At 56.1% G+C, this 13,655-nt stretch carries 12 protein-coding genes; 4 read left to right on the forward strand and 8 right to left on the reverse strand.

The annotated features are described in order from the left end of the window. Positions 1 to 17: 17 nt before the first annotated feature. From MOQ67_RS23325 to MOQ67_RS23350, 6 genes are all read right to left on the reverse strand, one after another. A complete protein-coding gene (locus tag MOQ67_RS23325; protein ID WP_448675599.1) occupies positions 18 to 848 on the reverse strand; it encodes an ABC transporter permease in 831 nt (276 codons plus the stop codon). Between the two features lie 153 nt (positions 849 to 1,001). Then, positions 1,002 to 1,550: a dTDP-4-dehydrorhamnose 3,5-epimerase gene (rfbC, locus tag MOQ67_RS23330; RefSeq protein WP_448675600.1), complete on the reverse strand. Its 549-nt coding sequence runs from the start codon at positions 1,548 to 1,550 to the stop codon at positions 1,002 to 1,004. 195 nt (positions 1,551 to 1,745) lie between these two features. Next, entirely contained in the window at positions 1,746 to 2,630 is an 885-nt protein-coding gene (gene rfbA, locus MOQ67_RS23335; RefSeq protein WP_448675601.1) for a glucose-1-phosphate thymidylyltransferase RfbA, read from the reverse strand. A 2-nt stretch (positions 2,631 to 2,632) separates the two neighbouring features. Continuing rightward, a complete protein-coding gene (gene rfbD / locus MOQ67_RS23340; protein WP_448675602.1) occupies positions 2,633 to 3,529 on the reverse strand; it encodes a dTDP-4-dehydrorhamnose reductase in 897 nt (298 codons plus the stop codon). Next, entirely contained in the window at positions 3,526 to 4,596 is a 1,071-nt protein-coding gene (gene rfbB / locus MOQ67_RS23345) for a dTDP-glucose 4,6-dehydratase (RefSeq protein WP_448675603.1), read from the reverse strand. The genes rfbD and rfbB overlap by 4 nt, the downstream gene beginning before the upstream one ends. A 4-nt stretch (positions 4,597 to 4,600) precedes the next feature. Further along, positions 4,601 to 5,575 carry a glycosyltransferase family 2 protein gene (locus MOQ67_RS23350; RefSeq protein WP_448675604.1) on the reverse strand — a complete coding sequence of 325 codons (975 nt, stop codon included), beginning with the start codon at positions 5,573 to 5,575 and terminating at the stop codon, positions 4,601 to 4,603. Between the two features lie 580 nt (positions 5,576 to 6,155). On the opposite strand from MOQ67_RS23350, the gene MOQ67_RS23355 reads away from it, so the two are divergent. Beyond that, positions 6,156 to 7,559: an FAD/NAD(P)-binding protein gene (locus tag MOQ67_RS23355; protein ID WP_448675605.1), complete on the forward strand. Its 1,404-nt coding sequence runs from the start codon at positions 6,156 to 6,158 to the stop codon at positions 7,557 to 7,559. Positions 7,560 to 7,619: 60 nt separating this feature from the next. On the opposite strand, the gene MOQ67_RS23360 is transcribed toward MOQ67_RS23355, so the two are convergent. Further along, positions 7,620 to 8,480, reverse strand: coding sequence for a DMT family transporter (locus MOQ67_RS23360; RefSeq protein ID WP_448675606.1), 861 nt, complete (start codon positions 8,478 to 8,480; stop codon positions 7,620 to 7,622). 432 nt (positions 8,481 to 8,912) lie between these two features. Here MOQ67_RS23360 and MOQ67_RS23365 point away from each other — a divergent pair, with 432 nt between their 5' ends. Both MOQ67_RS23365 and MOQ67_RS23370 read left to right on the forward strand, forming a co-directional pair. Continuing rightward, complete coding sequence (locus MOQ67_RS23365) at positions 8,913 to 9,704, forward strand: CPBP family intramembrane glutamic endopeptidase (RefSeq protein WP_448675607.1); 792 nt, start codon at positions 8,913 to 8,915, stop codon at positions 9,702 to 9,704. Between the two features lie 73 nt (positions 9,705 to 9,777). Beyond that, positions 9,778 to 11,343 carry a methyl-accepting chemotaxis protein gene (locus MOQ67_RS23370; protein ID WP_253397853.1) on the forward strand — a complete coding sequence of 522 codons (1,566 nt, stop codon included), beginning with the start codon at positions 9,778 to 9,780 and terminating at the stop codon, positions 11,341 to 11,343. Positions 11,344 to 11,452: 109 nt separating this feature from the next. Here MOQ67_RS23370 and MOQ67_RS23375 read toward each other — a convergent pair whose 3' ends face one another. After that, positions 11,453 to 12,145, reverse strand: a complete 693-nt coding sequence (locus MOQ67_RS23375; protein ID WP_448675608.1) for an alpha/beta family hydrolase — start codon at positions 12,143 to 12,145, stop codon at positions 11,453 to 11,455. Between the two features lie 79 nt (positions 12,146 to 12,224). On the opposite strand from MOQ67_RS23375, the gene ccoN reads away from it, so the two are divergent. Then, positions 12,225 to 13,649: a cytochrome-c oxidase, cbb3-type subunit I gene (gene ccoN, locus MOQ67_RS23380; RefSeq protein ID WP_253397857.1), complete on the forward strand. Its 1,425-nt coding sequence runs from the start codon at positions 12,225 to 12,227 to the stop codon at positions 13,647 to 13,649. The last annotated feature ends 6 nt before the right edge of the window (positions 13,650 to 13,655 follow it).

Genomic DNA, 13,655 nt, shown 5'->3' on the forward strand with positions numbered 1-13,655 from the left:
TAACACTTACTATCAAGTCAGAGCACATCGCCGAAGCCTCTACGTGTTGCTGAAAACCATGCATACCCAACCAGTGCGAACACCACACTAACAAGTGTATATATCAACAATCCCGACCAATTGGGCATTGCGCCCCACAGCGCGACCGCACGCGCCTGATCTATAACGAACGTCAATGGATTAATAGAAAAAACAAACTGATATTTCTCAGGCACAGCACTGGGAGGAACTACTGCCGAAGATGTAAATAATAATGCAGTAGAAAGAACACCCGTAACCTGACTTATGTCCCTAACATAAACACCCAGCGCAGAGAGAAACCAACCTAATCCCACCATTAGAATTACCAACGGCAGCAAAATCAAAGGCAGGAATATAAAACCCAGTGAAAACGACTGATCAACCACCAACCTCAACACAATCAACACTACTATATTCATCAAAGTATGAAACAGCGCAGATATAATTAACGGCCAAGGGAGAATTTCGACAGGGAAAATTACTTTCTTTACATAACTAGCATTATTGGTTACCAATGTGGGGGCGCGCGTAAAACACTCGGCGAAAAAACCATGAACAATCAGCCCCACAAACAAAATGATCGCAAAGCTATCTCTTGTATCCGCTGGTTGTGGCCAACGACTATTCAGTATGCTTCCAAATGCAAAGGCGTACACCAATAGCATTAGGAAAGGACTGATGATCGACCAGAACAGACCAAAACTTGCTCCTCGATACCGACCCAACACTTCGCGTTTGCTCAGTTCAGCTATTAGAGCTCGGTTCCGCATTATTGAAATTACAGGCGCCACCAGAAAATTTACTAGCCTTTTCATAAATTCGACCATGACGACAACGTGAAACTTCTGAATAAATTTGTTTTCATCCGACCTCCAGCGCTCATATCAAAACTTCAAAATGATCAAAATGCTAATAAATCACATACTACAAAAGCAAGAGGCCCAAACAATACAAACTTAGGCCTTTCACTTATCACTCTGTCACTTGAACGTTTTCGCGTCTTTCAGCAAGAGGCCTTCCAAATCTTTTTTTGACAACTGAGGTTCAAAACCTTCTGGCCATTTTATGCTGATCTGCGGATCATCCCAAGCGATACAACCCTCACACTCGGGAGCATAGTAATTAGTAGTTTTATATAAAAACTCCGCGGTATCACTCAACGTCAAAAAACCATGAGCAAATCCAGCAGGTATCCATAATTGCCGTTTATTCTCGGCTGACAGTATCTCACCCACCCACTGCCCAAACGTTGGCGAGTGTTCACGAATATCAACTGCCACATCAAATACAGCGCCTTCAACTACCCTAACAAGTTTACCTTGAGCTTTAGGTTCAAGCTGATAATGAAGGCCTCGCAAGACATGCTTAATCGATCGACTATGGTTATCTTGAACAAAAACGTTATTCAGTCCCGTGGCGTCCATGAATGCGTTGGCATTGAAGCTTTCAAAGAAAAAACCCCTGTCATCACCAAACACCTTGGGTTCGAATAAAACCACGTCTGGAATTGCAAGTTTGGTTGATTTCATAAAGATCCTGTGATTCCGCTTACGACGCTTGGCTGGCAGATGGCGATTACTCACGCTGCCGTTTTTTTACGACTCGCGAGACTGCTGGCATCATCAAAAACCGCTAGCCCTAATTATAAAAAAGAACCCGAAGACTCTCATGAAAGCCCTGGGTTCAGAGATATGCTCTACCTTTAGATAGAAACTTTATTCCCATCAATAGATTTTTTCATGCAGCAAGCGTATGAGATATTGACCATACCCATTTTTCAACAAAGGTGCGGCAAGCCTTTCCAACTGCTCAGCATCAATCCACTTCTGACGGAACGCAATCTCCTCAGGGCAGGCAACTTTCAGGCCCTGGCGGTGCTCCAGCGTTGCTATAAAATGACTTGCCTCAAGCAGCGAATCGTGTGTGCCAGTGTCGAGCCACGCGTAGCCTCGCCCCATGATTTCAACAGAGAGCTGACCTTGCTCCATATAGACACGGTTGAGGTCGGTAATCTCCAACTCGCCACGCAGGGACGGCTTAATACTCTTCGCTATGTCGACAACCTGCTGATCATAGAAATAAAGCCCGGTGACGGCATAGTTAGACTTAGCATGAACCGGCTTTTCTTCGAGACTGATCGCTTTACCTTGACCATCAAACTCAACAACGCCATAACGCTCCGGATCATTGACATGATAGGCAAACACGCTCGCGCCTTCTTGCCGTACCATGGCACTCAGCAACAGTTCGTTGAAATGATGGCCGTGGTAGATGTTATCGCCCAGCACCAACGCCGATGGGTCATTACCGATAAAATCTTCGCCAATAATGAACGCTTGGGCCAAACCATCCGGAGAGGCCTGAACAGCATAAGAAATGTTCACCCCCCAGTTGCTGCCATCGCCCAGCAACTGTTCGAAACGCGGAGTATCCTGAGGTGTAGAGATGATCAGAATATCGCGAATACCTGCCAACATCAGCGTCGTCAGCGGGTAGTAAATCATTGGCTTGTCATACACCGGCAACAGCTGCTTGGAGATAGCCAGCGTTGCAGGGTGAAGACGCGTGCCCGAGCCGCCGGCCAGGATGATACCTTTACGTTTAAGCATGTTCATTTCTCTAGTGTTTCCATCAGCATCCGTGCCACACCGGATTGCCATTCAGGCAAGCACAATGAGAAGGCATTTTGCAGTTTTTGGGTGTTCAATCTGGAGTTGTTGGGACGTTTGGCGGGAGTAGGGTAAGCCTCAGTCGCTATCGCGCCAACTTGGGCAGGATGCACTTTAAGTTCCACGCCTGCTGCTTGGGCCTGTTCAAGCACAAAGCGAGCATAACGGCACCATGTAGTCTCTCCTCCAGCCGCAAGATGATAAATCCCACCAAGTTCTGGTTGAAGACTCATTGCACGAATGCTATGCGCCGTCACATCAGCCAACAGATCAGCACCGGTCGGTGTGCCGAATTGATCGTCGATCACGTTCAGGCTGTCACGCTCCGTGGCCAGGCGCAGCATCGTCTTGGCGAAGTTATTACCTCGAGCTGCATATACCCAACTGGTGCGGAAAATCAGGTGTGCGCAACCGCTGTCCTGAATCGCCTGCTCGCCCTGAAGCTTGGTAGTGCCATAGACACTCAGCGGCCCCACTGAGTCGCTTTCCTGCCAAGGCGTATCACCATTGCCAGCGAATACATAGTCAGTGGAATAGTGCACCAACAAGGCATTGAGCTTGAGGGCTTCGGCTGCCAATACCGCGGGAGCTTCTGCGTTGACGCGCAGTGCCTGGGTGGGCTCACTTTCTGCCTTGTCGACGGCAGTGTAAGCCGCCGCGTTGACGATGATGTCAGGCGCAAACCGCTGCACGGTCGCCGCCAGGCCTTCAAGATCGTGCAGGTCACCACAGTAGTCCTTACTTTTGGAATCCAGCGCCAGGACTTGGCCCAATGGCGCCAGACTGCGCTGAAGTTCCCAGCCGACCTGACCATTTTTACCCAACAGTAGAATCTTCATGCCGAACGCTCAGAGTAGTTTTTCTCAACCCATTCACGGTAAGCGCCGGACTGGATGTTGCTCACCCAGTCTTGATTATCCAGGTACCACTCAACGGTTTTACGAATACCCGTCTCAAAGGTTTCCGCCGGCTTCCAGCCCAATTCGCGCTCAAGCTTGCGAGCGTCGATGGCGTAACGACGGTCGTGGCCAGGACGATCCGTCACATACGCGATTTGTTCGTTGTACGGTTTGCCATCCGCGCGAGGGCGCAACTCATCAAGCAAGGCGCAAACGATGTGCACGATGTCGAGGTTAGGCTTTTCGTTCCAGCCGCCCACGTTATAGACCTCACCCACAGTACCGGCTTCCAGCACTCGGCGGATGGCGCTGCAGTGGTCTTTCACGTACAGCCAGTCACGAATTTGCTGGCCGTCGCCGTACACCGGCAGCGCTTTGCCAGCCAGTGCGTTGACGATCATCAGCGGAATCAGTTTTTCCGGGAAATGGTAAGGACCATAGTTGTTCGAGCAATTGGTCGTCAGCACCGGCAGACCATAGGTATGGTGATAGGCACGGACCAAATGGTCGCTCGCGGCCTTGCTCGCCGAGTAAGGGCTGTTTGGCTCGTACTGGTGAGTTTCGGTGAACGCCGGATCGTCCTTGGCCAGGGAGCCGTAGACTTCGTCAGTCGAAACATGCAGGAAGCGGAAGGATTGCTGGGCATCGGCATCCAGACCTTTCCAGTAGGTACGCACTGCTTCCAGCAGACGGAAGGTACCGACGACGTTCGTCTCGATGAAGTCTTCCGGGCCATGAATGGAGCGGTCGACGTGCGACTCGGCAGCGAAGTTCAGGATCGCGCGCGGCCGGTACTCTGCGAGCAAGCGCTGGACCAGTTGAGTATCGGCGATATCGCCCTGTACGAATACATGGCGCTTGTCACCCTCGATCGAGCTGAGGTTCTCCAGATTGCCGGCATACGTCAGCTTATCCAGGTTAATGACCGGCTCATCCGCCTGGGCTACCCAGTCCAATACAAAGTTTGCACCGATAAAGCCCGCACCGCCGGTTACTAAGATAGTCATTGAGTCAGATCTTTTTCAGTAGTGTTGCAAAAATTAGCCCGAGGTTCCCCATGAACGTCTGCCGATACAAACCAGCAGACCAAAACCCCAGCACTCGTCTAAATAACGTTTGACTCCGTGCACCTTTAAAGCGCGCAAGGGTCGTTCGATGCTCTTCACAAAGACGATGCTCCATGGCTTCGAGGGCACGAATGTTCTGTTCGTTCCACTCGTAAAAACGTCCTTGAAAGATCATCCGTAGCCGAACCAGGCGAGCTGCCCAGCTGGAGTTGCTGCCAATCAGATTTTCATCATGCTGGCGGTACTGCATTCTAGGTTTGGGATCGTAGTGTACGACGCCTCCCGCTCCCGTAACGAGTTGATACGCCCACCAATCATGGGACGGAACTACTAAATCCGGGCCAGCCTCGATGATGAGCTCGCGAGCAGCCTGATTGAAAACCATAGTATTTCCGCCCGCGATGCTTTGAACGAGCGCATTCGAGAAGTGTGGAGGCAGAGAAAAAAGTGGTGAAAAACCGAGTGCAACCCCCGACTCACTGACCAACTGCGTGCGACCACAGTAGAGTGCAGGCACATCCGAAGGCTGGCTCTGCAACCAATCAACCGCCACCTGCAGCTTTTCATCATTCCAGATATCGTCTTGATCGCACCACGCAAAATAATCAGCCTGGATATCGGTCCGACAAGTCAACGAGAGGAAATTGGCGACGAAGCCTTTTTGAGGGCCGGATACCACGCTTAGCCGGTGACTGCCCCAACGACTACAGTATTGCTGAAAAATCGCCAACGAGCTGTCTTTGGAACCGTCGTCCGAAATGACTAACGTCCAGTCACGATGCATCTGCCGCTCAATAGAGTCGAGCTGTTCCGCAAGAAACGTCTCACCATTGTACGAACACATCAAAATCGCGATTTTTGCAACGCAAACGTCGTTAGGTAGAGCCTTGGAAAGGCTGCGCGATACGAAAATAGACACAATATCCCTTGGGAGCGCACTACATATCCTGCTGGGAGGTAGGATATAGGCCGACAATAAGGTGGGAATTATTACAGTATTAGTTTGTAAGGGCAATCTTACTTGTGACCGGCGGTCAACCACCGGGAACCCGTCACGCGCCCTACGATGAGGCATTGCACCTCTAGCCCGCAGCTCCTTGCCTGAGCCTCCAGATCGTATCAAGCCCCGCTTCCAAAACCGTGGCGCGCCGATGCTGCCACGCTAGCAGCGCTTCGACCGAATGAGGAGCAATCTTACAAACAACCACCCGAAAAACCTCTTCCGCCCGCCCCCATAGGTCGGTAAACGCCGCGAAAGGCATGACTCATATTCAGTTATGATGCGTCGAAAACTCCAACCCCGAGTGCCGACTGATCTATATCAACGAACGCGGAATCGCCGAAGCTGCGCACTGGATGAGCAACTCGATCCACTTCATTATCAAGTTCACGACAAACCTTCGGCAAACTCTACAAAACAATTACCGACCCTCATTCAGAAAGTGCAACAAGACGACTTTGTCAAATGAAACATGAGCGACGTTGAAACTGGAGCTGGAATGAATACCAAGACCATCGCGATTATCGGCGCAGGCTTCTGCGGCTCGACGCTGGCAGTGCAGTTGTTACGCCACCCGCCGGTCACCCCTCTGAAAATTCTGTTGATCAGCCGGCCGGGCAGTATGGCCCGAGGTATCGCTTACAGCACCCAAGCGCCTGCGCATGTACTCAATGTCCCGGCAGGCAGAATGAATGCTCTGGCCGGCGAAGACGACAGCTTTTACGAGTATGTAAAACGCAACAACGCCACCGCTACCCCAGGCTCCTTTGTAGAGCGGCGCCTCTACGGTGACTATTTGGAAGCGTTGCTTCAACACGCGTCACGCAACGCAACACCGGGCTGCGAGTTGCACGAAGTGATTGGGGAAGTGGTCAAGATAATCCCCCAGCCAAATGCCGCTGGCGCACTTCTCTTGATGGATAACGGGGAACACTTTCGGGCCGACAGTATTGTTTTAAGCATTGGCAGTTGCGCACGCCAGGCGCCTTCGATTGCACCCGAATATCGGCAGTTCTACGAGAACCCGGGCTACGTGCATGACCCATGGCAACCGGGCGCACTCGACAGTATTGGCGCAAACGACCCGGTCTTCCTGATAGGCAGCGGGCTGACAATGCTCGACGTCGTACTTGATTTGCGTGACCGGGGACACACCGGCACTATCCAGGCCGTTTCGCGCCGGGGCCTGCTCCCGCAGCCTCACCGCGAATTGAACGCGCACCCCGCCTATGATGAAGGGCTGGCACAGCACATGCTGACCGATTGCACGGTGCGCCACTATGTACGTGCCGTCCGTGACGCGGTTCGCCAGCACGCGCAAACCGGCGGAGACTGGCGCGACATCATTGGTGGCCTGAGATCCGCGACCCAGCAGCTGTGGCATACATTACCGCTTGATGAACGCCGGCGATTCCTGCGACATGTACGCCCTTACTGGGATGCCCATCGCCATCGCTGCGCTCCACAACCAGGCGCACGCATGCACACCGAGCTTGCCCGCGGCACACTGAAGCTGGCGGCCGGACGCATCGTCAGCTACACGTCCAACCCTCACAATGTGAGCGTTGCTGTACGCCGACGTGGCGCCAGCACCGTGGAACAGTTGGAGGTCAAAGCGGTGATAAATTGCACGACGCCAGCACTGGACCTGCGCCAATTGGACGACCCGTTGCTCAAGTCCCTGCGCGCAGATGGCCTGTTGGTACCTGATGCACTTGGGACAGGCATGGACATCGCACCGTCGGGCGCACTGCTCAATTGCAATGCAGTGCCGTCAGACTGGTTGTATTACGTCGGCCCTTTCCTCCAGGCCCGGGACTGGGAAGCCACCGCAGTACCTGAACTGCGTGAATACGTGCAACGCTTGGCGCTCGAGCTGAACACTGCACTTACCCAGCACTGAATCACACATCGACGGACGCCCGTTTTAGAGGGCGCCCGTCAGCGCTGACTCAGTGATCATTCAACCTTTACGAAACACAAACCCCAACCCAACAACGATCAACCCCATCCCCAGCAGGCTCAATAACGCGAGCCGGTTGCCGAAGATCAGGTAGTCCATCACCGCCGTCACCGCAGGCACCAGGTAGAACAGGCTGGTGACATTGACCAGGTTGCCCCGGGCGATCAGGCGGTACAGCAACAACGTCGCCAGCAGCGACACCACCAGGCCCATCCACAGCACCGGCAGGTAAAAGCTGGCGCTGTGCTCAAAGTGGAACGGCTGGAACGGCACAAACACCGAGCACAGCAGCAGCCCCGCCAGGTACTGCACGGGCAGCGTGCCCAACGGGTTGTCGGTGATGCGCTTCTGCATGATCGAGCCGAAGGTCATGCTTGCCAGGGCCAACAAACCGAAGAGCATCCCGGCGAGGGACATCCCCGACAATCCGATGCCTTGGTAGACCACCATGATCAACCCCGCCAACCCCAACCCCAGACCGAACATCCGGCGCAAGGACCGTTGGCGCTCCATCAGCACCACGGTGAGAATCGGCTGCACCCCCATGATGGTTGCCATCACCCCTGGGGTGACTTTGAGGTCCAGGGCCAGCAGATAGAAAATCTGGTACGCCCCCAACAACACCAGCCCCGTCGCCGCCGCATACCACAGCGGCTTGCCGGGTTGCGGCAGTTTCAGCTTGAGGATCGGTACCAGCATCACCAACCCCGCCAGGGCGATGGCAAAACGGATCAGCAAAAAGGCGAAGGGCGACGCATGGGCCAGGCCCAACTTGGAGAAAATCGCCCCGCTGCTCCATAGCAATACAAACAGGCTCGTCGAGGCCGCCGCGGCCACTGATTGTTTCGAAATAACAGACATGGTTACCACCTGTAATCAGGCAAAAAGCCGATTCAGCAAAAGCTAAAACGCGTAGGTTCAGCTCAGTAGGTTTTTTTCAGGCGGGCATACGGGAACAGCAATCATCTGATCAGCCCGAAATACCAACACCCGGCGGTGATACGACTGCGTACACCGGCGTGCTACTGACAGGTGGGGGGTAGTGACTGATCTGCGCAGGCTGCAGGTTCCCGCACGGCACGACCACAGCGCTGGACGCTGAATCGACTACCGCTATGCACAGGAATGCAGGCATGGGCTGATCTTTTGAGGAGATGAAGACGCGATGACTATAACCAGCCACCGACATATTTTGCAATCGCTCCAGCAGAACCGCTTTCGCGTGATGGCTTTTTCATCTTGCCGCGCAGGCCGCCCGTTATACTACCGCCCAGTTTTTTCCAAGGATTTCACATGGCCGCTTTGCCTTGGCTGCACCTCGCCCTCCTGTCCATCGGCTATGCCATGGCCTTGGTCTACGGCCAACTGGGAGTGCTGGCGGCAATCTCCGTGGCCCTGCTGCTGATCGCCGGGTATGCGGTACGCCAGCAACGGACCCCTTGGGGGCGTTACGTCGGCCACGGGTTGTTCATCGTATTGGCCTTGGGCCTTGCAATGCACTGGCTGCCGGGGTTCTACAACGGGCGCGGTATCGCACCCCAGCGTTTCAGCGCCGATGCCGTGCCCTTCTCGATGTACCTCAACCAGGACAAACCGCTGATCGGTTTCTGGCTGCTGCTGGCCTGCCCGTGGATTGTGGCGCGGCGTTCATTGCGCCTGTCGATCTGCGTCACCGCCCTGGCGCTGGCGCTGACGGCCATCGCAGCTCTGGGCGGCGCGGCGTTGCTGGGGATCATCAGTTGGGCACCGAAGTGGCCGGAACAGGCATGGTTGTGGGTGCTGAATAACCTGTTGCTGGTGACGCTGGTGGAAGAAGCGCTATTCCGCGGCTACATTCAGGGCGGCCTGAGCCGACGCTTCAAACACTTGCCCTACGGCGAAAACCTCGCATTGCTGCTGGCCGCTCTGCTATTCGGCCTTGTACACCTGAGCGCGGGCTGGCAGTGGGTGCTGCTGGCCAGCATCGCCGGCGTCGGCTATGGCCTTGCTTATCGTTTTGGCGGCCTGGGCGCGGCGATTGCTACGCATTTCGGCCTTAATTTGCTGCATTTCGGACTGTTTTCCTACCCAATGCTCGCCGGCTGATTATTGCAAAAATAAGTTAAATAAATGATCGCCATCGCCGATACCCATTGAAAGCCTTGCGGATTGAATAACCATGCGTAATAACCAACCCGTTACCCAGCGTGAACGTACTTTCCCCGCTCAGCAACGGTTGATCTCCACCACAGATGCCAAGGGTGTCATCACTTACTGCAACGACGCTTTCGTCGAAATCAGTGGTTTCTCCCGCGACGAACTGGTGCGCGCCCCGCACAACCTGGTTCGCCACCCGGACGTTCCGGGGGCTGTGTTCGCACACATGTGGTCCACGCTCAAGCAAGGCTTGCCATGGATGGGCATCGTCAAGAACCGCTGCAAGACCGGCGATCACTACTGGGTTAACGCCTATGTGACGCCGATGTTCGACGGCAACCAAGTGGTCGGCTATGAATCGGTGCGCATCAAGCCCACCGCCGAGCAGATCCGCCGGGCCGAAGCGCTCTATCAACGCATCAATAAGGGCAAGTCCGCCATTCCCCAGCGGGACAAGTGGCTACCGGTGCTGCAGGACTGGCTGCCGTTTATCCTGGTCAGCCAGTTGAGCTTCATGATTGGCGCGTCGCTCAATTCCCACTGGGGCTTTGCCCTCGCGGCGGGGTTGTCGGTGCCGTTGGGCCTGCTGGGCCTGAGCTGGCAACAGCGCGGCCTCAAGCGTTTGCTGCGCCTGGCCGAACAGACCACCTCCGATCCGTTGATCGCGCAGATGTACACCGACAGCCGTGGCGCCCAGGCGCGCCTGGAAATGTCGATCCTCAGCCAGGAGGCACGTCTGAAGACCTGTCTCACGCGCTTGCAGGACACCGCCGAACACCTCAACGAGCAGGCGGCGCAATCCAACACCTTGGCGCACAACAGCTCCAGCGGCCTGGAACGCCAGCGCGTGGAAACCGAACAGGTGGCCACCGCAGTCAACCAGATGGCGGCGACGACCCAGGAAGTCGCCAGCCATGTGCAGCGCACGGCTGATGCCACCCAGGAAGCCAATCGCCTGACCGGGCGCGGCCGCGATATCGCCGGGGAAACCCGCGCGGCAATTCAGCGGCTGTCGGCCGCGGTTGGCGAGACCGGCGTGACGGTCACCCAACTGGCCAAGGACAGCGATGAAATCGGCGGCGTGGTCGACGTGATCAAAGGCATTGCCGACCAGACCAACCTGCTGGCCTTGAACGCCGCGATCGAAGCCGCGCGTGCCGGTGAGATGGGCCGTGGTTTTGCGGTGGTTGCCGACGAAGTCCGCCAACTGGCGCAACGCACGGCTGAATCGACCGGGCAGATCCATACCCTGATCGCCAAGCTGCAGCAAACCGCTGCCGCTGCCGTACAAACCATGGACGCCGGGCATCGCCAGGCCGAAGAAGGCGTAGCGCGGGTGATGGAGGCGGATCAGGCGTTGGTGGGCATCAGCGAAGCGGTGGCCAACATCACCGACATGACCACCCAAATCGCCGCCGCCACGGAAGAGCAAAGCTCGGTTGCCGAAGAGATCAGCCGCAATATCAGCACCATCGCGCTGCTGGCCGATCAGACGTCGGAACAGGCGTTGAACTCGGCGCAGTTGAGTGAAGAGCTTACTGTTACCGCCAATACCCAGTATTCGCTGGTAGAGCGTTTTAACCGTTAAACCGTTATCGGGGGCAAGCCCCCTCCCACATTTAACCGCATACACCCCTTGGAATGCGGTCGAATGTGGGAGGGGCGGTGCGACGATTCGACTTGCCCCCGATAGGGCCCTAACAGGCGCCGAGAAACCGAGCCACTTGCACCGCCGCCGCCTCCAAATGCTGCTCATGACTGCACCCCGACGCCTTCAACGGCTTCAAATCATGATCCCCCGCCGCCAGCCACATCACCTCGATGCTCGGCGACAAGTCATACCCCTGCACCGCCGCTCGATTGCCCAACGCATCGCGCTCGCCCTGCACAATCAATGTCGGCGTCTTCAACCCGGCCAAATGCGCGACTCGCGGCTTTTCCGGCTTGCCCACCGCATAGAACGGATAGCCCAGGCACACCAGCCCATCGGCACCCAATTCATCGGCGAGCAAACTGGCCATGCGCCCGCCCATGGACTTGCCACCAATGGCCAGTTTCCCAGCGACATGGCGTCGCACCTCGGTATAGACCTCGCGCCAGCTCTGCAGCAGTTTCGGCGCCGGGTTGGGCGGGCGCTTGCCCCCGTCCACGCGGCGCTGGGCCATGTAGGGAAACTCGAAACGCAAGACGCTCACCCCCTGCCCGGCAAGGCGCGCAGCCATGTCGTCCATGAAGGATGAGTCCATCGGCGCGCCGGCGCCGTGGGCCAGGATCAACGTCACCGGCGTATGCGTTGGAGCGCCCGAGGCAACATCCCATCGCCAGCCATGTTCCTGCACACACCGTGCCCATTGATCCCCGTCAATACTGGCCTTGTGCTCTTTGCCCATGCTTACCTCGCTTTTTAGTCTGCCTATAACTCCAGCCCAAGTGTCGCATCTGCTTGGGTTGAACCGTGGATGGGGAACCATGAACACTACTTTAAGTACCGCCTATAACTACAAGGTGGTCCGCCAATTCGCGATTATGACGGTGGTGTGGGGCATCGTCGGCATGGGGCTCGGGGTTTTTCTCGCAGCCCAATTGGTGTGGCCTGCACTCAACTTTGACTTGCCTTGGACCAGCTTCGGCCGCTTGCGCCCGCTGCACACCAACGCGGTGATCTTCGCCTTCGGGGGTTGTGCGCTGTTTGCCAGCTCCTTCTACTCGGTGCAGCGCACCTGCCAGACCCAGCTGTTCGCACCAAAAGTCGCTCAGTTCTGCTTTTGGGGCTGGCAACTGGTCATTGTCCTGGCAGCGATCACCTTGCCGCTGGGTTACACCAGCTCCAAGGAATACGCCGAGCTGGAATGGCCGATCGACATCCTGATCACGATTGTCTGGGTGGCTTATGCCATCGTGTTTTTCGGCACTGTGGCCAAGCGCAACACCAAGCACATCTATGTCGGCAACTGGTTCTTCGGTGCATTCATCATCACCGTGGCCATCTTGCATATCGTCAACAACATGGAAATCCCGGTCAGCCTGACCAAGTCCTACTCGCTGTACGGCGGTGCGACGGATGCCATGGTGCAGTGGTGGTATGGGCATAACGCAGTAGGCTTCTTCCTGACTGCCGGCTTCCTGGGGATGATGTACTACTTCGTACCCAAGCAAGCCGAACGTCCGGTGTATTCCTATCGCCTGTCGATCGTCCACTTCTGGGCACTGATCACCCTGTACATCTGGGCCGGTCCGCACCACCTGCACTACACCGCTCTGCCAGACTGGGCACAGTCGTTGGGCATGGTGATGTCCCTGGTGCTGCTGGCGCCAAGCTGGGGCGGCATGATCAACGGCATGATGACCCTCTCGGGCGCCTGGCATAAATTGCGCAGCGACCCGATCCTGCGCTTCCTGGTCGTCTCGCTGGCGTTCTACGGCATGTCGACGTTCGAAGGGCCGATGATGGCCATCAAGACCGTCAACTCGCTGTCCCACTACACCGACTGGACCATCGGCCACGTACACGCCGGCGCTCTCGGCTGGGTAGCGATGATCTCCATCGGCGCGCTGTACCACATGATCCCGAAAGTCTTCGGTCGCGAGCGGATGTACAGCGTCGGCCTGATCAACGCGCACTTCTGGCTGGCCACCATCGGCACCGTGCTCTACATCGCCTCGATGTGGGTCAACGGTATCGCCCAGGGCCTGATGTGGCGTGCGATCAACGACGACGGCACCCTCACCTACTCCTTCGTCGAAGCGCTGCAAGCCAGCCACCCGGGCTACGTCGTGCGACTGGTAGGCGGTGCGGTGTTCCTCAGCGGCATGTTGCTGATGGCTTACAACACATGGCGCACCGTGCGCTCGGCACAACCTGTCGAAGCCACCCCTGCCACGCAGATGGCCTGAGGAGTC

This window comes from Pseudomonas sp. LY-1 (assembly GCF_053502595.1).

What these genes read in the sequence shown, in the direction of transcription:
- MOQ67_RS23325 (WP_448675599.1), bottom strand. Translation starts at nt 848, where the DNA reads ATGGTCGAATTTATGAAAAGGCTAGTAAATTTTCTGGTGGCGCCTGTA.
- rfbC (WP_448675600.1), bottom strand. Translation starts at nt 1,550, where the DNA reads ATGAAATCAACCAAACTTGCAATTCCAGACGTGGTTTTATTCGAACCC.
- rfbA (WP_448675601.1), bottom strand. Translation starts at nt 2,630, where the DNA reads ATGCTTAAACGTAAAGGTATCATCCTGGCCGGCGGCTCGGGCACGCGT.
- rfbD (WP_448675602.1), bottom strand. Translation starts at nt 3,529, where the DNA reads ATGAAGATTCTACTGTTGGGTAAAAATGGTCAGGTCGGCTGGGAACTT.
- rfbB (WP_448675603.1), bottom strand. Translation starts at nt 4,596, where the DNA reads ATGACTATCTTAGTAACCGGCGGTGCGGGCTTTATCGGTGCAAACTTT.
- MOQ67_RS23355 (WP_448675605.1), top strand. Translation starts at nt 6,156, where the DNA reads ATGAATACCAAGACCATCGCGATTATCGGCGCAGGCTTCTGCGGCTCG.
- MOQ67_RS23360 (WP_448675606.1), bottom strand. Translation starts at nt 8,480, where the DNA reads ATGTCTGTTATTTCGAAACAATCAGTGGCCGCGGCGGCCTCGACGAGC.
- MOQ67_RS23365 (WP_448675607.1), top strand. Translation starts at nt 8,913, where the DNA reads ATGGCCGCTTTGCCTTGGCTGCACCTCGCCCTCCTGTCCATCGGCTAT.
- MOQ67_RS23370 (WP_253397853.1), top strand. Translation starts at nt 9,778, where the DNA reads ATGCGTAATAACCAACCCGTTACCCAGCGTGAACGTACTTTCCCCGCT.
- MOQ67_RS23375 (WP_448675608.1), bottom strand. Translation starts at nt 12,145, where the DNA reads ATGGGCAAAGAGCACAAGGCCAGTATTGACGGGGATCAATGGGCACGG.
- ccoN (WP_253397857.1), top strand. Translation starts at nt 12,225, where the DNA reads ATGAACACTACTTTAAGTACCGCCTATAACTACAAGGTGGTCCGCCAA.